At 65.1% G+C, this 18433-nt stretch carries 14 protein-coding genes and 4 tRNA genes; 16 read left to right on the forward strand and 2 right to left on the reverse strand.

The window, feature by feature from the left end:
* Window positions 1-14: 14 nt before the first annotated feature.
* The 15 genes from DFS21_RS16645 (at window position 15) to DFS21_RS16715 (ending at window position 13601) form a co-directional block, all read left to right on the forward strand.
* Window positions 15-2651 carry a FimV/HubP family polar landmark protein gene (locus DFS21_RS16645; protein ID WP_110704552.1) on the forward strand — a complete coding sequence of 879 codons (2637 nt, stop codon included), beginning with the start codon at window positions 15-17 and terminating at the stop codon, window positions 2649-2651.
* A 135-nt stretch (window positions 2652-2786) separates the two neighbouring features.
* A complete protein-coding gene (gene truA, locus DFS21_RS16650; protein ID WP_110704554.1) occupies window positions 2787-3641 on the forward strand; it encodes a tRNA pseudouridine(38-40) synthase TruA in 855 nt (284 codons plus the stop codon).
* Window positions 3642-3700: 59 nt separating this feature from the next.
* Window positions 3701-4321: a phosphoribosylanthranilate isomerase gene (locus DFS21_RS16655; RefSeq protein WP_110704556.1), complete on the forward strand. Its 621-nt coding sequence runs from the start codon at window positions 3701-3703 to the stop codon at window positions 4319-4321.
* 207 nt (window positions 4322-4528) lie between these two features.
* The gene (gene accD / locus DFS21_RS16660; protein WP_028690439.1) at window positions 4529-5422 is read left to right on the forward strand and encodes an acetyl-CoA carboxylase, carboxyltransferase subunit beta; all 894 of its coding nucleotides are present in this window, start codon (window positions 4529-4531) and stop codon (window positions 5420-5422) included.
* Window positions 5422-6729 carry a bifunctional tetrahydrofolate synthase/dihydrofolate synthase gene (folC, locus tag DFS21_RS16665; RefSeq protein WP_111532665.1) on the forward strand — a complete coding sequence of 436 codons (1308 nt, stop codon included), beginning with the start codon at window positions 5422-5424 and terminating at the stop codon, window positions 6727-6729. Before accD ends, folC begins: the two co-directional genes overlap by 1 nt.
* Window positions 6713-7393, forward strand: a complete 681-nt coding sequence (locus tag DFS21_RS16670; RefSeq protein WP_111532666.1) for an SPOR domain-containing protein — start codon at window positions 6713-6715, stop codon at window positions 7391-7393. Before folC ends, DFS21_RS16670 begins: the two co-directional genes overlap by 17 nt.
* Window positions 7394-7571: 178 nt before the next feature.
* A complete protein-coding gene (locus DFS21_RS16675) occupies window positions 7572-8126 on the forward strand; it encodes a CvpA family protein (RefSeq protein ID WP_038706536.1) in 555 nt (184 codons plus the stop codon).
* A gap of 42 nt (window positions 8127-8168) precedes the next feature.
* On the forward strand, window positions 8169-9674 hold the full coding sequence (gene purF, locus DFS21_RS16680; RefSeq protein WP_102685386.1) for an amidophosphoribosyltransferase: 1506 nt from the start codon (window positions 8169-8171) through the stop codon (window positions 9672-9674).
* 15 nt (window positions 9675-9689) lie between these two features.
* Window positions 9690-10901: an O-succinylhomoserine sulfhydrylase gene (locus tag DFS21_RS16685; protein ID WP_111532667.1), complete on the forward strand. Its 1212-nt coding sequence runs from the start codon at window positions 9690-9692 to the stop codon at window positions 10899-10901.
* Window positions 10898-11671: an SDR family oxidoreductase gene (locus DFS21_RS16690; RefSeq protein ID WP_111532668.1), complete on the forward strand. Its 774-nt coding sequence runs from the start codon at window positions 10898-10900 to the stop codon at window positions 11669-11671. Before DFS21_RS16685 ends, DFS21_RS16690 begins: the two co-directional genes overlap by 4 nt.
* Before the next feature lie 235 nt (window positions 11672-11906).
* Window positions 11907-11982 (forward strand) — tRNA-Val (locus tag DFS21_RS16695).
* A gap of 81 nt (window positions 11983-12063) precedes the next feature.
* Window positions 12064-12140, forward strand: a tRNA-Asp gene (locus tag DFS21_RS16700).
* Between the two features lie 83 nt (window positions 12141-12223).
* Window positions 12224-12300, forward strand: a tRNA-Asp gene (locus DFS21_RS16705).
* A gap of 139 nt (window positions 12301-12439) precedes the next feature.
* A tRNA-Asp gene (locus tag DFS21_RS16710) sits at window positions 12440-12516 on the forward strand.
* A 197-nt stretch (window positions 12517-12713) separates the two neighbouring features.
* A complete protein-coding gene (locus DFS21_RS16715; RefSeq protein ID WP_110704568.1) occupies window positions 12714-13601 on the forward strand; it encodes a DUF2242 domain-containing protein in 888 nt (295 codons plus the stop codon).
* Window positions 13602-13804: 203 nt separating this feature from the next.
* On the opposite strand, the gene DFS21_RS16720 is transcribed toward DFS21_RS16715, so the two are convergent.
* Together DFS21_RS16720 and DFS21_RS16725 are read right to left on the reverse strand one after the other, a co-directional pair.
* Window positions 13805-14845 carry an AraC family transcriptional regulator gene (locus tag DFS21_RS16720; RefSeq protein ID WP_110704570.1) on the reverse strand — a complete coding sequence of 347 codons (1041 nt, stop codon included), beginning with the start codon at window positions 14843-14845 and terminating at the stop codon, window positions 13805-13807.
* 4 nt (window positions 14846-14849) lie between these two features.
* Window positions 14850-15968, reverse strand: a complete 1119-nt coding sequence (locus DFS21_RS16725; protein WP_110704572.1) for a carbon-nitrogen hydrolase family protein — start codon at window positions 15966-15968, stop codon at window positions 14850-14852.
* A gap of 204 nt (window positions 15969-16172) precedes the next feature.
* Here DFS21_RS16725 and DFS21_RS16730 point away from each other — a divergent pair, with 204 nt between their 5' ends.
* The gene (locus tag DFS21_RS16730) at window positions 16173-18209 is read left to right on the forward strand and encodes an NADPH-dependent 2,4-dienoyl-CoA reductase (protein WP_110704574.1); all 2037 of its coding nucleotides are present in this window, start codon (window positions 16173-16175) and stop codon (window positions 18207-18209) included.
* Window positions 18210-18433 lie beyond the last annotated feature (224 nt).

An 18433-nucleotide genomic window follows, 5' to 3' on the forward strand; every position in this document is an offset into this window, starting at 1 on the left:
CAAGGGAAGAGTTCATGCTTCGAATTCGCAAACTGGTTCTGGCCATCGCGGCAGCCTCGGCGCTGTCGTCCGGGGTGGCGAACGCTCTGGGGTTGGGCGAGCTGACCCTCAAGTCGGCGCAGAACCAGCCGCTGGATGCCGAGATCGAACTGCTCGACGTGCGCGACCTCTCCGCGGCGGAAATGGCGCCAAGCCTGGCGTCGCCGGAAGAGTTCGCCAAGGCCGGGGTGGCCTTCCCGCCTTACCTCGAAGACCTCACCTTCACGCCAGTGATCAACCCCAACGGCAAGAGCGTGCTGCGGGTTACCTCCAGCAAGGCGCTGCCGGAGCCGGTGGTCAAGTTCCTGGTCCAGGTCATGTGGCCCCAGGGTCGCCTGCTGCGCGACTACAGTGTGCTGCTCGACCAGGCCCAGGCCCAGGGCAGCCAGCCGGCCCCGGCGGGCATCAACCCGGCTGTCAGTGCGGGCAGTTATACCACCAAGCGCCGTGACACCCTCTGGCAGATCGCTGCGCGCAACACCAACGGCGGCTCGATCCAGCAGACCATGCTGGCCATCCAGGCGCTTAACCCGGATGCCTTCATCGGCAACAACATCAACCAGCTCAAGACCGGCCAGGTACTGCGCCTGCCCGATCAGCAGCAGGTGCAGAGCATTCCACAGGCCCAGGCCAACCGCGAAGTCGCAGAGCAGTACGCCGCCTGGCGCGAAGGCCGTCGCCTCGGCCCGCGTGCGCGGCAACTGGACGCCACCCGCCGTGGCGAAGCTGGCGCGGCGCCCGCGCGCATTGCCCAGGGCGACAACCTGCGCCTGGTGGCGCCGGGCGGCAAGGGCGCGGCCGGCGAGGCCAAGGCGCTGGGCGACAAGCTGGCCATGGCCCAGGAAAGCCTCGACACCAGCCGCCGTGACAACGATGAACTCAAGAGCCGCATGGTCGACCTGCAGAGCCAGCTGGACAAGCTGCAGCGTCTGATCGAGCTGAAGAACGACCAGCTGGCGCGTCTGGAGGCCCAGGGCGCCGCGGCGCCACAGCCACCGGCAGCGTCGCTGCCGGGCGAGCCGGCTCCGGCGCAACCTGCGGTGAACGCGCAACTGACCCCTGCCGAACCGGTGGTCGCCCCGGCGCCTGCCGCAGCCGACACCGCACCACAGGATGCGGCAGCCGAGGCACCGGCCAGTGAAGAGCCCGGCATGCTCGACCAATTGTTGGGCAATCCGCTGTTGCTGGGCTTGATTGCCGGGTCCGCATTCCTGGTGCTGCTGTTGTTGCTGCTGCTTCTGGCTCGCAAGCGCAAGGCCCAGCAGGAAGCTGAGAAACACCTGCGCATGGCCCGTGCCCTGGCCGAGGATGGCGAGCGTGGCCCGGACCTGGACCTGCCGCCGAGCAGTTTTGAAGGCCTGGATGTGTCGGCGCCAAGCGTGACTCTGTCGCCTGCGGTAGTGGCTGCTTCGGCCGCTGCAGCCGTTGCGGCGGAAAAGCCTGCGGCGCCTGCCGACGTCGTCGCCCCGGCGGCTGATCCGCGCGCGGCGTTGCTGGCCGAGGTGGATGAAAGCCTGGCCCGTGGTCGCCTCAACCACGCCGCCGACCTGCTGGAAGCGGCGGTGGCCTCCGAGCCGCAGCGCAGCGATCTGCGCTTGAAGCTGATGGAAGTCTATGCCCGTCAGGGCGACCAGGACGCCTTTGTCGGCCAGGAGCGCAAGCTGGCGGTCAACGACGCGAACCAGGCCGAGGTCGCCGCGCTCAAGGAGCGCTTCCCGGCCATGCTGGGTGTCGCGGCGGTGGCGGCAGGCGCTGCCGGGGCCGCGGCCCTGGCCGCCGAGCTGGATGAGCAGTATGTCCAGGACCTGCTGCAGGACAAGGAGCTGGAACTGGACGAAAGTGCGCCGGAACTCGTCGTGGAGCCGGTTGTGGCGGCTGAGCCGGAATCTGAGCCTGTGGTCGAAGAGGCCGACTTGGACAGCGACTTCGACCTGAGTCTGGGCGATGACCTGCCGGTGGATGACCACCTCGACCTGGCCGGTCTCGAGGACCTGGTTGTCGAGACGCCCGAAGCCGAGGCTGCGCCCGCCGTTGCCGAAACCGATGCTGACGACGACTTCGAGGCATTGCTCGCCCAGGCGCAGGCGACGCCGCAGAACGTTGACGACTTGGCCGAATTCGACCTGGATGTCGCCGAAGAGCCGGTGGCCTCGGCCGACAGCGAGGAAGCCCCGGTGGATGTGGCGGCCGAGCTGGCGGCCTTCGAGGCGATTCCGGAGTTCGATCCGATTTCCGAGCTGGAACTGCCCGAGGACTTCGACCTGTCGCTGTCGCTGGACGACGACTCGCCGGCGGCGAAGAACTTCGCTTCGGAACTGGACGACGTCAACGCCGAGCTCGACAAACTGTCGCAGAACCTCGATGTGCCGGCAGCGGAGCCTGAGCCGCAGTTCACCGCCGAGGACGCGGCGCTGGAGCCCGAGCCGCTGGACGACCTGGACTTCGACTTCTTCTCCGGCGCCGACGAGGTGGCCACCAAGCTCGACCTGGCCCGTGCCTACATCGACATGGGCGACCATCAGGGCGCCCGTGACATCCTCGACGAAGTGGTCAAGGACGGTGACGACAACCAACGCCAGGAAGCCAACGAGATGCTTTCGCGCCTGGTCTGACGCGACGTTGCACAGCGCGGGGCAAGCCCATTCCCACGGTAGACGTGGGAGGGGGCTTGCCCCGCGATCATTTCGGCCCCTGCACGGTTTGCCGGTATACTTCCGCCTTTCGTTTCATCATCAGGTTTGCCGCTCTTGGACATCATCGACACCGCCGCCGCCGAATCGGCTGCCGAAGGCTACACCCGCATCGCTTTGGGCGTGGAATACAAAGGTTCGCGCTATCGCGGCTGGCAACGCCAGGCCAGCGGCGTGCCGAGTGTCCAGCAGGCCCTGGAACAGGCGCTGTCGACGGTGGCCAACGAACCTATCTCGGTGATCTGCGCCGGGCGCACCGATGCCGGCGTCCATGGCTGCGGGCAGATCGTGCATTTCGACACCCGCGCCGTGCGCGACGAGCGCGCCTGGACCCTGGGCACCAACTTCAACCTGCCCCACGACATCAGCGTGGTCTGGTCGGCGCCCATGCCTGCACACTTCCATGCCCGCTTCAAGGCCACCGCGCGGCGCTACCGCTACGTGATCTACAACGACCCGATCCGCCCGGCGCACCTGGCCGAGGAAGTCACCTGGAACCACCGCCCGCTGGACGTCGAGCGCATGGCCGAGGCCGCGCAGTACCTGCTGGGTACCCATGACTTCAGTGCCTTTCGCGCCAGCCAGTGCCAGGCCAAGTCGCCGATCAAGCACATCCACCACCTGCGTGTGACCCGGCATGGGCGGATGATCGTGCTGGATGTGCGTGCCACTGCGTTCCTGCACCACATGGTGCGCAACATCGCCGGCGTGCTGATGACCATCGGTGCCAGCGAGCGTCCGGTGGAGTGGGCCCGTCAGGTGCTGGAAGGGCGCAATCGCCGTGACGGCGGGGTGACCGCGCACCCTTACGGGCTCTATCTGGTGCAGGTGGAGTACCCGGAAGAATACGCGCTGCCGCAGCGTTACATCGGCCCACACTTTCTTACTGGCTACGAGGCGCTGGCGGACTGACGGGGCACGGGGCATTTGCTACCATCGGCGCTTTCCCGATCACTCAAGGTTCGCTGTCCATGAGCAATGTTCGCAGCAAGATCTGCGGGATTACCCGCATCGAGGATGCCCTGGCTGCGGTCGAGGCCGGCGCCGACGCCCTCGGTTTCGTCTTCTATGCGAAAAGCCCGCGGGCGGTGGACGTGCGTCAGGCGCGGGCGATCATCGACGCGCTGCCGCCGTTCGTGACCACCGTGGGGCTGTTCGTCAACGCCTCGCGCTGCGAGCTCAACGAGATCCTCGAAGTGGTTTCCCTGGACCTGCTACAGTTCCACGGCGATGAAACCCCCGCCGATTGCGAGGGCTACCACCGCCCCTGGATCAAGGCCCTGCGGGTGCGCCCGGGGGATGACCTGGAGGCCGCCTGCCGGCACTACGCTGGCGCTCGCGGCATCCTGCTGGATGCCTATGTACCAGGCGTGCCGGGAGGAACCGGCGAGGCGTTCGACTGGTCACTGATTCCGCAACACCTGAGCAAGCCGATCATCCTTGCCGGTGGCCTGTCGGCCGACAACGTCGCCGAGGCTATTCGCCAGGTGCGCCCGTACGCGGTGGATGTCAGCGGCGGCGTGGAGCAGGCCAAAGGCATCAAGGATGCGGCAAGGATCGAAGCCTTCATGCAGGCGGTCAAGCACGCGTGAACGCGGATGTGACGGCTGGCCGCGCGCCATCGTCCATAGCTTTCGCAGCCCGGTGCTGCCAGGCCGCGCCAGAGCGCGGGGCATGCCGGGGAAGAATTGGAGGTGGGGCGGCCCGGGTCGGCCCATCGTCGCTTTACAGAAGAATTTGAGCTCAAGGGCTGGGCGGGGCTGCAAAGGTCTCCCTGGCCAATACTGGAGAAAGCAAGCATGAGCAACTGGTTGGTAGACAAACTGATCCCTTCGATCATGCGTTCCGAGGTGAAGAAGAGCTCGGTACCGGAAGGGCTGTGGCACAAGTGCCCGTCCTGCGAAGCCGTGCTGTATCGCCCGGAGCTGGAAAAGACCCTCGACGTCTGCCCTAAGTGCAACCACCACATGCGTATCGGCGCGCGCGCGCGCATCGATATCTTCCTCGACCCAGAAGGTCGCGCAGAACTGGGCGCCGACCTGGAGCCGGTCGATCGCCTGAAGTTCCGTGACGGCAAGAAGTACAAGGACCGCCTGACCGCCGCGCAGAAGCAGACCGGTGAGAAGGACGCGCTGATCTCCATGAGCGGCACCCTGATGGGCATGCCGATCGTGGTCAGCGCCTTCGAGTTCTCCTTCATGGGCGGCTCGATGGGCGCCATCGTCGGCGAGCGTTTCGTGCGTGCTGCCAACTACGCCCTGGAAAATCGCTGCCCGATGGTCTGCTTCTCCGCTTCCGGCGGTGCGCGCATGCAGGAAGCACTGATCTCGCTGATGCAGATGGCCAAGACTTCCGCCGTGCTGGCGCGCCTGCGCGAAGAAGGCATTCCGTTCATCTCGGTGCTGACCGACCCGGTCTACGGCGGCGTTTCCGCCAGCCTGGCGATGCTTGGCGACGTGATCGTCGGCGAGCCGAAGGCGCTGATCGGCTTTGCCGGCCCGCGGGTAATCGAGCAGACCGTGCGCGAGAAGCTGCCGGAAGGCTTCCAGCGCAGCGAGTTCCTGCTGGAGCACGGTGCCATCGACCTGATCATTTCCCGTGACGAGCTGCGTCCGCGCCTGGCCCGCCTGCTGGCGCAGATGACCGGCCAGCCGACCCCGGAAGCGGCCAAAGAGGTCGCCGCGGTCGCGTGATGAACCAGCGCAGCCTGGGCGACTGGCTCGCCTACCTCGAACAGTTGCACCCCTCGGCCATCGACATGGGCCTGGAGCGCTCGCAACAGGTGCTTGCGCGCCTGGGCCTGGGCGCGCTGGCGCCCCGTGTGGTCACGGTGACCGGCACCAACGGCAAGGGCTCGACCTGCGCCTTCATGGCCGCGTTGCTGCGCTCGCAGGGGCTAAGGGTCGGGGTGTACAGTTCGCCGCATCTGCTGCGTTACAACGAACGGGTGCTGATCGACGGCCAGGAGGCCAGCGATGAGCGCCTGTGCGAAGCGTTCGCCGCCGTGGAAGCGGCGCGGGGCGAGATCTCGCTGACCTATTTCGAAATGGGCACCCTGGCGGCGTTCTGGTTGTTCAGGCAAGCCGCACTGGATGCCGTGGTGCTCGAGGTCGGTTTGGGTGGCCGGCTGGATGCGGTCAATCTGGTGGATGCCGACATCGCGCTGGTCACCAGCATTGGCGTCGACCACGTCGATTACCTGGGCGATAGCCGCGAGTCGGTAGCCTACGAGAAGGCGGGAATCTTCCGCCAGGGCAAGCCTGCGCTGTGCGGTGACCTTGATCCGCCGCAGCCTTTGTTGGACAAGGTGCGCGAGCTGGATTGCCCGTTCTTCCTGCGTGGACGTGATTTCGACCTGGATAGCAGCGTTGACCACTGGCATTGGCGTGGTCGCCAGCTCGACGGTTCGCCCGTTGAACTGCATGACCTGCCGTTGCTCGACCTGCCCATGGAGAATGCCGCCCTGGCCTTGCAGGCCTTCCTGCTGATGGGGCTGCCGTGGGATGCCGGCAAGGTTCGTCAGGCTTTGCTGGATACCCGTATCACCGGTCGCCTTGACCGGCGTGGGCTGTCATTCCAGGGTAAGCGTGTCGAGCTGTTGCTGGATGTCGGTCACAATCCGCACGCCGCCGAGTACCTGGCCTGCCGCCTGGCGGCACGCCCGGTGAGGGGGCGACGCCTGGCGGTCTTCAGCCTGTTGGCCGACAAGGACCTGCCCGGCGTGCTTGCGCCACTGCGCGGTCAGGTCGCCGACTGGGCGGTAGCGCCGCTGGACACGCCGCGCAGCCGCCCGGCCGCGGAACTGGCGGATGCCTTGACGAACCTCGGTGCGACGGTGAAGTCTTACGCCAGTGTTGCGGCTGCCCTCGAAGGGCAGTGCGCCCGGGCGACGGCGGATGACCAGATCCTGCTGTTCGGTTCGTTTTTCTGCGTCGGTGAGGCCCTGGCCTGGCTTGAGCGGCAGGTTTCCGAGGATGGAGTAGATGGCAGTGCTGGATAAAGGGATGAAGCAGCGCATGGTCGGTGCGCTGGTGCTGGTGGCGCTGGCGGTGATCTTCCTGCCGATGTTGTTCACCCGCGAGGACGAGATGCGCCAGGTGCGTGTCGAGGCGCCGGAAGCGCCGGCCATGCCCAATCTGCCCCAGGTGCAGGTGGAGCCTGTGCTGGTGCCGGAGCCACAACCGCTGCCGGAGCAGAGCGAGCAGCCTGTAGTGGTGGTCGACGAGTCCACGGCGCCGGTGGCTACGCCGAGCCAGCCGATCACTCCGGCACCGACTGCGGCGCAACCTCAGCCCAAACCGCAGACCCCGGTGCCCGCTCCGGCGGTAGCCAAGGTCGAGCCCCGTCCGGTGCCTGCACCGAGCGCGGCGCCTACCGCGCCCGCGGCCAAGCCCGCTACGCCGTCGAAGATCGACGTCAACGGCCTGCCGGTGAGCTGGTCGATCCAGTTGGCCAGCCTGTCCAATCGGACCGGTGCCGACAATCTGCAGAAGACCCTGCGCAGCCAGGGCTACAACGCCTATATTCGCTCGGCGGACGGCATGAACCGGGTATTCGTCGGACCGTTGATCGAGCGAGCGGAAGCCGAGCGCCTGCGTGATGTGATTAATCGCCAGCAGAACCTAAAGGGCATCGTGGTACGTTTCCAGCCGGAACGTGGTTAGCATCTATCGCGGGGCAAGTCGCATCGGCGCACCGAAGCGACTTGCCCCGCGATGGTTTTCAAACCTGTAAAGCTGTCCCCGGAGTCAGCCTGCAGCCCTTCAAACTCCTGACATTCCGCTTACCCCCAGCCCCTCGCTCTGGTAAAATGCGCCGCCTCAAACGTCGGCAGGCAACACCGTGGCATTTACCTGGGTTGATTGGGCGATCATCGCGATCATCGCCATTTCCTCACTGATCAGTCTCAAGCGCGGCTTCGTCAAGGAGGCCTTGTCCCTGCTCATCTGGATTGTCGCCGGTGCGGTGGCCTGGATGTTCGGCGGCTCGCTTGCGCAGTATCTTGAAAGCTATATCCAGATGCCGTCCGCACGAGTCATTGCCGGCTGCGCCATTCTTTTCGTCGCCACGCTGCTGGTCGGGGCGATGCTCAATTTCCTCATCGGCGAGCTGATCCGCGTGACCGGGCTGTCCGGCACCGATCGCTTCCTCGGCATGGCCTTCGGCGCCGCGCGCGGGGGCCTGCTGGTGGTGGTGGCGGTCGGGCTGCTGAGCCTGGGGCCGGTGCAACAGGATCCGTGGTGGCAGGAATCGCGCCTGATACCACAATTTCTATTGGTAGCCGACTGGTCGAAGAACCTCATACTCGGGTTCAGCGGCCAGTGGATGTCCAGTGGGGTCAGCGCACCCGTTGACCTTCCGTTCAAGGAGCAGTTGCTCGGGCCGACCAAGCCCTGAGCGCGCTTCACTCAAGTTTCATCAAAGTAGGGGTTGCGTCGCATGTGTGGCATCGTCGGTATCGTCGGTAAGTCGAACGTCAATCAGGCGCTGTATGACGCGCTAACCGTGCTTCAGCACCGCGGCCAGGACGCTGCCGGTATCGTGACCAGCCACGACGGCCGGTTGTTCCTGCGCAAGGATAACGGCCTGGTGCGCGACGTCTTCCAGCAGCGCCACATGCAGCGCCTGGTGGGCAGCATCGGCATCGGTCATGTGCGCTACCCGACCGCCGGCAGCTCCACCTCGGCCGAGGCCCAGCCGTTCTACGTCAACTCGCCGTACGGCATCACCCTGGCGCACAACGGCAACCTGACCAACGTCGAGCAGTTGGCCAAGGAGATCTACGAGTCCGACCTGCGCCACGTCAACACCAACTCCGACTCCGAAGTGCTGCTGAACGTGTTCGCTCACGAGCTGGCCGTGCGCGGCAAGCTGCAGCCGACCGAAGAAGACGTGTTCGCCGCCGTGTCCCACGTGCATAGCCGCTGCGTCGGTGGCTACGCGGTGGTGGCGATGATCACCGGCTACGGCATCGTCGGCTTCCGTGACCCCAACGGCATCCGTCCGGTGGTGTTTGGCCAGCGTCACACCGACGAAGGCGTCGAGTACATGATCGCCTCGGAAAGTGTCGCCCTGGACGTGCTCGGCTTCACCCTGATTCGCGACCTGGCGCCGGGCGAGGCGGTGTACATCACCGAAGGCGGCCAGCTGTTCACCAAACAGTGCGCCAAGAGCCCGAAACTGCAGCCGTGCATCTTCGAGCACGTGTACCTTGCCCGTCCGGATTCGATCATGGACGGCGTCTCGGTATACAAGGCGCGCCTGCGCATGGGCGAAAAGCTGGCCGAGAAGATCCAGCGCGAACGCCCCGAGCACGACATCGACGTGGTCATCCCGATCCCGGACACCAGCCGCACCGCGGCGTTGGAACTGGCCAACCACCTGGGCGTCAAGTTCCGCGAAGGCTTCGTCAAGAACCGTTACATCGGTCGTACCTTCATCATGCCCGGCCAGGCTGCGCGCAAGAAGTCGGTGCGCCAGAAGCTCAACGCCATCGAGCTGGAGTTCCGCGGCAAGAACGTGATGCTGGTGGACGACTCGATCGTGCGCGGCACCACCTGCAAGCAGATCATCCAGATGGCCCGCGAAGCCGGCGCCAAGAACGTCTATTTCTGCTCTGCGGCCCCAGCGGTACGCTACCCCAACGTCTACGGCATCGACATGCCGAGCGCTCACGAACTGATCGCCCACAACCGTACCACCGAACAAGTGGCCGAGTTGATCGGCGCCGATTGGCTGATCTACCAGGACCTGCCGGACCTGATCGAATCGGTCGGTGGCGGCAAGATCAAGATCGAGCATTTCGATTGCGCGGTGTTCAACGGTGAGTATGTCACCGGCGATATCGACGAAGCCTACCTCGACCGCATCGAGCAGGCTCGTAATGACCTGGCCAAGGTGAAGAACCAGGCGGTCAGCGCGATCATCGACCTGTACAACAACTGATTTGGGAGCGACGGCATGACCGAACAATGGGATGCCGGTCGACTGGACAGTGACCTCGAGGGTGTCGGTTTCGACACCCTGGCGGTGCGCGCCGGTCAGAACCGTACACCGGAGGCCGAGCACAGCGAAGCGCTGTTCCTGACCTCCAGCTATGTCTTCCGCACGGCTGCCGACGCTGCCGCGCGCTTTGCCGGCCAAACGCCGGGCAATGTCTATTCGCGCTACACCAACCCCACCGTGCGCGCCTTCGAGGAGCGCCTGGCGGCCATGGAAAGCGCCGAGCAGGCCGTGGCTACCTCCACCGGCATGGCGGCGATCCTCGCCGTGGTCATGTCGCTGTGCAGTGCCGGCGACCATGTGCTGGTGTCGCAGAGTGTGTTCGGCTCGACCATCAGCCTGTTCGAGAAGTATTTCAAGCGGTTCGGCGTGCAGGTGGACTACGTGCCGCTGGTCGACCTGGGCGGTTGGGAAAAAGCCATCAAGGCCAATACCAAGCTGCTGGTCGTCGAGTCGCCGTCCAACCCGCTGGCTGAGCTGGTGGACATCACTGCCCTGGCCGAAATCGCCCACGCCCGCGGCGCGCTGCTGGTGGTGGATAACTGCTTCAGCACCCCGGCCTTGCAGCAACCGCTCAAGCTCGGTGCCGATATCGTGTTCCACTCGGCGACCAAGTTCATCGACGGCCAGGGACGTTGCATGGGCGGCGTGGTGGCCGGGCGCAGCGAACAGATGAAGGAGGTCGTGGGCTTCCTGCGGACCGCCGGCCCAACCCTCAGCCCGTTCAACGCCTGGGTCTTCACCAAGGGGCTGGAAACCCTCAAGCTGCGCATGCGCGCCCACTGCGAGAGCGCCCAGGCGCTGGCCGAGTGGCTCGAGCGCCAGGACGGTATCGAGAAGGTCCACTACGCCGGCCTGTCGAGCCATCCGCAGCATGAACTGGCCAAGCGCCAGATGAGCGGCTTCGGCGCGGTGGTCAGCTTCGAGGTGAAGGGTGGCAAGGAAGGTGCCTGGCGCTTCATCGACGCCACCCGGGTGATCTCCATCACCACCAACCTCGGTGACAGCAAGACCACTATCGCCCACCCGGCCACCACCTCCCACGGGCGTCTGACGCCGCAGGAGCGTGAAGCGGCGGGTATCCGTGACAGCCTGGTGCGCGTGGCGGTTGGTCTGGAAGACGTGGCCGACCTGCAAGCCGATCTGGCTCGTGGCCTGGCGGCGCTGTGATCGACTGGAAGGGTGGCGAGCCCGGCCATAATGGTCGGGTGGCTTTGGTGACCGGTGCCGCCCGCGGCATCGGCCTGGGCATCGCCGCCTGGTTGATCTGCGAGGGCTGGCAGGTGGTGCTCAGCGACCTGGACCGTCCGCGTGGCGCCAAGGTCGCCAAGGCGCTGGGCGACAACGCCTGGTTCATCACCATGGATGTGGCCGACGAGGCCCAGGTCAGTGCCGGGGTGTCCGAGGTACTCGGGCAGTTTGGCCGACTGGACGCGCTGGTGTGCAACGCGGCGATCGCCAACCCGCACAACCAGACCTTGGAGAGCCTGTCCCTGGCCCAATGGAACCGGGTGCTGGCGGTCAACCTCAATGGCCCGATGCTGCTGGCCAAGCATTGCGCACCTTACCTGCGCGCCCATGGTGGTGCGATCGTCAACCTGGCTTCCACCCGTGCCCGGCAATCCGAGCCGGACACCGAGGCCTATGCCGCCAGTAAGGGCGGGCTGGTTGCCTTGACCCACGCCCTGGCCATGAGCCTGGCGCCGGAGATTCGCGTAAATGCCGTGAGCCCGGGCTGGATCGATGCCCGTGACCCCTCGCAGCGGCGCGCCGAGCCTCTGAGCGACGCCGACCATGCCCAGCATCCGGCTGGCCGGGTGGGGACGGTGGAGGACGTTGCGGCGCTGGTGGCGTGGCTGCTGTCGCGCCAGGCGGGGTTCGTCACCGGCCAGGAGTTCGTGGTCGATGGCGGGATGACCCGCAAGATGATCTATACCTGAGCGGCAAGCTATAAGCTCCAAGCTGCAAGAGGGGACCGTAAGGTCCCCTTTGTCTTTCTCCGGGTCGAATACGGTAGTGAGGGAGACGAGAGCTTTTGCTTGTCGCTTGCAGCTTCAAGCTTGCAGCTGTTTTTGCCCTTTTTGAAAAAAACTTCAATGGGGGTATTGACTTAGCATCGGTACCTGCGTAAATTTCGCGGCCTCAGCGAAGCAAACGCAACAAGCAACATCGCGGGGGTGATTAGCTCAGCCGGGAGAGCATCTGCCTTACAAGCAGAGGGTCGGCGGTTCGATCCCGTCATCACCCACCACTTCCTGAGGAGGTTTCTGGTCCAAGGTGCTTTGCAAGAAGCGCTCTGGCAGAGAGAAACAGGACGCAAGTCCAACACTGCGCGGCGGTAGTTCAGTCGGTTAGAATACCGGCCTGTCACGCCGGGGGTCGCGGGTTCGAGTCCCGTCCGCCGCGCCATTTTATCCCAGATGGGTGCTTGCACCGGTCTGAGGCCGCAAGGCCAGGTCCCAGTTTCAATCAGGCGCAAGCCTGAACGATACGCAGCGGTAGTTCAGTCGGTTAGAATACCGGCCTGTCACGCCGGGGGTCGCGGGTTCGAGTCCCGTCCGCTGCGCCATCTTTCGCCGAGAGCCCCATGAACGCTCAAAGCAAGCAGAAAAGGCGATGATAGGTCGCCTTTTTTGTTCCTGGCTTTCGCGCTGTAGCGCTTGAAAGCTCAGATCCCAGTTTCAATCGGGTGCAAACCTGAACGATACGCAGCGGTAGTTCAGTCGGTTAGAATACCGGCCTGTCACGCCGGGGGTCGCGGGTTCGAGTCCCGTCCGCTGCGCCATCTTCGCCTCGAGGCCCTCTGAACACCTCGAAGCAACGGAAAAGCGACCTTAGGGTCGCTTTTTTCGTTTCAGCAGCTTGCCCGGCCATGGGCAAGGATTTCCAATAATGCTGACAGACTCTTCACCGATCAAAGGTTTCAGCCGCTGATCGATGTGATGCACAATACGCCCCATTCGTTTCTTCCCGGAATTGGCAATGTCTAGATCAACCGTCTATGGCGCGCTCGGGCTGGCCCTCGTGCTGGCGGGCGTGTCCGGCTGTTCCTCGAAAAAGGCCGCCGTCTACGAGCACGAGAACTTCGATGACTCGGGCACCTTTTCCCGCACCTTCGCCAGCAGCGAGGCCGGCTCCTGCGAGGCAGCGCGGCGTGCGCTGCTCAGCCAGGGCTACATCATCACCAGCAGCGATGCCAACCAGGTCGCCGGCAACAAGAGCTTCCAGCAGAACGCCGAGAATCACCTGCAGATCAGCTTCAACATCACCTGCGTGCCGGACATGAGCGACAAGCAGCGCTCGACCATGTTCGCCAATGCCCTGCAGGATCGCTACGCCCTGAAGAAGTCCAACACTTCCGCCAGCCTTGGCGTTGGCGTGCTGGGTTCGGTGTCGATGCCGATCGGCTCCACCGACGACTCCATGGTCAAGGTGGCCAGCGAGACGGTTACCGCCGCGCAGTTCTACGATCGTTACTTCGCCCTGGTGGAAAGCTACCTGCCGAAACCGAAGAAGCCGGAGAAGTCCGAGCCTGCCGCCGAGCCGAAGGTGGAAAAACCTGCCGCCGACCTGGGTCTGCCGGAGCCTGCGCCCGCTGCCCTGGCGCCCGTACCGCAGCCCGTCACCCCGGTAGCCGAAAGCGTGGCAGAGACACCGGCCCCGGTATCGACACCGGTTGCAGCCGCCCCTGCCGCAGCGCCTGCGCCCGTTGCCACTCCAGCGCCTCCCGTGCCGTCCAGCGAGGCCCCGGCCGCGCCGGTGGTGGATGACAGCAAGGGTTCGCAACCCATCGCGCCGCCTGTCGAGCCAGCGCCGATCCAGGTTCAGCAGGAAGCTCCGGCGGCAGAGCAGGCGCCGGCGCCCCTCTGACTCGTCGATAACTTCCTGGGTGCCTGCTATGTTTATCGTTCATAGGGCTGTAATCATTCTGTCATTACGCTGGCTTAGGTTGGCGCAATGACAGAAGAACGACGAATGAGGGGCGTGAAGATGGACGATTACCAGGAAGAACTGCTCGAGTTCCAGGCCTATGAGCTGGACCTGCCGGAGCCGGCCGACGACGCCACCGAGCTCTAACCGACTTGCCGCTGATGGCGGCGAAACTCCCCCGGGGTCAGCCCCGTCCAGCGCTTGAACGCGCGCTGGAACGCCTCTGCCGAGGCGAATCCCAGCAGATAGGCGATCTCGCCGAAGGCCAGTTCCGTATCGCGAATATAGGTCTCGGCCAGGTCACGCCGTGTGTCGTTGAGCAGGTTGCGAAAGCGCGTGCCTTCCTCGGCCAGCTTGCGGCGCAACGTCCAGGTCGGCAGTTGCAGGTGCCGCGCCACTTCCTCCAGGTCCGGTTCGTGCCCGCCATTGAGCAGTGGGCCCAGCAGGTGGGTGATGCGCTCGCCCAGGCTGCGCACACGGGTGCGTTGGGCGAGTTCCGCTTCGCACAGCTGCAGCAAGTGCTGCCAGGTACTGGGGCAGTGCTGCAGGTTCGGCAGGTCCAGGGTGGCCCGGCTCAGGCGCAGTTGGTTGGCGGTGCCACCGAAATGCACGGTGCCTGTACATAGGCCTTGGTATTGCGCGGCGTAGGCGGGAGTGTCGAATTCGATCTCAAGACGTTCGGCTTGCACCGGCCTGGCGGTGAGGGCGCCGAGCTGCGCCAGCCAGCCCGCGAGCATCGAGTCGACCACGAAGTGGTTGTAGCTGTTGTAGGGGCTGATGGAATAGAACCTCAACCAAGCGCCCTGGGTGTCTTCGTGGAAACTCGAACGGCCCCGGTAGTTGGCGGCATACAACGGTTCGAAGCGCAGCAGGGTGCGGGCGGCTTCGCCGAGGGTGGGCGCCTGCGCGGCAGTCACCCCGGCCAGCCCTGCCTGGGCCAGGCGGCTCAGGCGCCCCATGTGCAGGCCCAGGGCAGGCTCGGCGGACAAGGCGATCGCCGCATGGCCCAGGTGCATGTAGCGCGGAATCGACAGGCGCGCGCCTGGCTCGGCCAGGCGCCTGGCGTCGAGGCCGTAGCGCAGCAGCAGCGGCTGCGGGTCGTGGCCGAGCATGGCCAGTGCTTCGGCCAGGGGCTGGACGAAACCTACTGACAGATCACCCAGGCGTACACGGGGGCGGGGCATGGCGTCACAGCCACAGGTTGAGCAGGCGCGCACCGTGGCTGTCGTTGCCGACCCACAGTGTGCCGCTTTGGCTGGCAAAGCCCTGGCCGTCGCTACCCAGCTCCCAGAACTGGCCACGCATGAACACGCTCATGCTCGGGGTGCTGTCATTGGCGGCCAGCGGTAGTTGCTGCCAGGCGCGTTGCTCACTGACCTCGCCGCGTCGCAGCGGCAGGTCGGCGGCCTGCGCCTGGTGGCGATTGCCACGCCAGGGCGCCTGCCAGCTGTGCTTGCCGCTCAGGAAAACCGGGTTGGCGATCACTTGCACCGATTGCGCGGCCAGTTGCTGATGGTTGGCCGGGTACCAGCTGTCGCTGCCGATCAGCACGCCCAGACGCCCGGCGGGGGTCTCCAGCACTTGCAGGGGGTGTTGCTGGCCACCTTGGATGTAGCGTCGGCTTTCGCTGTCGGGGTACTGCTGGTGCTGAGGCTGGCCGAGCACCGAGCCGTCGCTGGCGAACACCAGGCTGCTGTTGTAAAGCGGGCCGTTGCCGGTGCGCAGCACGCCATTTTCGACGTAGGGCGCGGGCAGGACGATGGAGCCCGCCACCAGGGTGACACCGAACTCGCGGGCCAGGTTGCCGAACAGCTGCTGGTAGTCGGCGGCCATCTGCGCGGCCTTCATGCGCAGGTGGGCGTCCGAACGGCGGTCGTCGCCGCTGGCGGCGAGCATCGCCAGGCCGTAGCGCAGCGGGTTGCTCAACTCCAGCCACTGCCAGGCCTCGCTGCGCTGGGTAACCTGGTACAGCTCGCGCTTTTCGCCACGAGCCCACAGCCAGGTGCCGATATGCTCGGGCAGGACCACCACGGTGCGCGGGTTGACCAGCCCCTGGGCACGGGCCTGCTCCAGATAGGCCGAGAGTTTGCGGTGCAGGCGCGTCAGGTTCTGGTAGTCGCCCGGATATAGCAACGGCTCGACCCCCAGCAGGTTGCCGTGCTCGCCTGGCACGCCCTGGTTGAGGGCCAGCTCGATGCGCAGGTCGGACAGGTAATGGCCTTCCGGACGCTGCAGGGTCCAGAAGCCATAGCCACAGAGGGCAGCGAGGGTGACCAGCGCCAGGGCGCCGGCTAGCAGTTTGCGCATGGAACGGTCCAGCGTTGTGCGGTAGAGGTGCCTTAGGGTAGACCTGCTGTGCAGCAGGATCAATAAGTTGTCAGTTTCGATCATTGAGCGTGTTCAAACGCCTGTTTAATGTCGGCCTCAGACAACCGACGGGCCCCGCGAGCTGGTGTAGACAGCGGCAGAGGCGCCCGCATTCCGTGATCCTGCCAACTGTGGAGTCCATCCATGGCGACCGACCGTTACCCGCACCTGCTGGCCCCCCTCGACCTGGGTTTCACCACCTTGCGCAACCGCACCCTGATGGGTTCGATGCACACAGGCCTCGAAGAACGCCCCGGCGGCTTCGAACGCATGGCCGCGTACTTCGCCGAGCGTGCCCGTGGTGGTGTCGGCCTGATGGTCACCGGCGGCATCGCGCCCAACGATGAAGGCGGCGTGTACTCCGGCGCGGCCAAGCTCAGCACCGAGGAAGAGGCTGCCAAGCACCGGGTCGTCACCGAGGCCGTGCATGCCGCCGGTGGCAAGATCTGCCTGCAGATCCTCCACGCCGGGCGCTATGCCTACAGTCCGAAACAGGTGGCGCCCAGCGCCATCCAGGCACCGATCAACCCGTTCAAGCCCAAGGAGCTGGACGAGGAGGGCATCGAGAAGCAGATCCGCGATTTCGTCACCTGCGCAAGCCTGGCCCAGCGCGCCGGCTACGACGGCGTCGAGATCATGGGTTCGGAAGGCTACTTCATCAACCAGTTCCTCGCCGCCCACACCAACCACCGCACCGACCGCTGGGGCGGCAGCTATGAGAACCGCATGCGCCTGGCCGTGGAAATCGTGCAGCGGGTGCGCGAGGCGGTGGGGCCGAACTTCATCATCATCTTCCGCCTGTCGATGCTCGACCTGGTCGAGGGGGGCAGCAACTGGGAGGAGATCGAGCTGCTGGCCAAGGCCATCGAGCAGGCCGGCGCCACGCTGATCAACACAGGTATCGGCTGGCACGAGGCGCGCATCCCGACCATCGCCACCAAGGTGCCACGCGCGGCGTTCAGCAAGGTCACCGCCAAGCTGCGCGGCGTGGTGAAGATCCCGTTGATCACCACTAACCGCATCAATACCCCGGAAGTGGCCGAGGCGGTGCTGGCCGAGGGCGATGCCGACATGGTCTCCATGGCCCGGCCGTTCCTGGCCGACCCCGATTTCGTCAACAAGGCCGCCGAAGGCCGTGGCGACGAGATCAACACCTGCATCGGCTGCAACCAGGCGTGCCTGGACCACACTTTCGGCGGCAAGCTGACCAGCTGCCTGGTCAACCCGCGTGCCTGCCATGAGACGGAGCTCAACTACCTGCCGGTACGGGCGGTGAAGCGCATTGCTGTGGTCGGCGCGGGTCCTGCGGGCCTGGCAGCGGCCACCGTGGCCGCCGAGCGCGGTCATGCCGTAACGCTGTTCGATGCTGCCGACGAGATCGGTGGGCAATTCAACGTGGCCAAACGCGTGCCGGGCAAGGAGGAGTTCTACGAGACCCTGCGTTACTTCCGCAACAAGGTGAAGTCCACTGGTGTCGAGCTGCGCCTGAACACTCGTGTTGATGTAGCTGCGCTGGTGGCCGGCGAGTTCGACGAGGTCATTCTGGCCACCGGCATCGCCCCGCGCACGCCGGCCATTCCCGGCATCGACAATGCCAAGGTGCTGAACTACCTGGACGTGCTGCTCGAGCGCAAGCCGGTGGGCGAGCGGGTGGCGGTGATCGGTGCTGGTGGTATCGGTTTCGATGTGTCCGAGTACCTGGTGCACAAGGGCGTGGCCACCAGCCAGGACCGTGAGGCGTTCTGGAAGGAATGGGGCATTGATACGCAGCTGGAGGCCCGTGGTGGTGTGGCCGGGGTGAAGGCAGAGCCTCATGCGCCGGCGCGCCAGGTCTATCTGCTGCAACGCAAGAAGACCAAGGTTGGCGACGGCCTGGGCAAGACCACCGGCTGGATCCACCGCACGGGGCTGAAGAACAAGCAGGTGCAGATGCTCAACAGCGTCGAGTACCTGGGCGTCGACGATGCCGGCCTGCATGTGCGCATCGGCGAGGGCGAACCGCAGGTGCTGGCGGTGGACAACATCGTCGTCTGCGCGGGGCAGGAGCCGCTGCGCGAGTTGCATGACGGCCTTGTGGCGGCCGGGCAATCGGTGCACTTGATCGGTGGCGCTGATGTGGCGGCTGAGCTTGATGCCAAGCGGGCGATTAACCAAGGGTCGAGATTGGCGGCCGAGTTGTAATTGTTTGAACAGGTGATGAGCCAACTTTCACAGGTGAGGTGGTGATACACCTTTCCTTTGGGCGTTGGCTTGTCAGCGAGTAGTTGTAACTGAAGAAGCACTGCGAGTAGTCTTCATATACTCCATGTATCTTGCTCTTGCTCTTGCTCTTGCTCTTGCTCTTGCTCTTGCTCTTGCTCTTGCTCTTGCTCTTGCTCTTGCTCTTGCTCTTGCTCTTGCTCTTG

It is taken from the genome of Pseudomonas sp. 2848, assembly GCF_003253945.1.
GTDB lineage: Bacteria > Pseudomonadota > Gammaproteobacteria > Pseudomonadales > Pseudomonadaceae > Aquipseudomonas.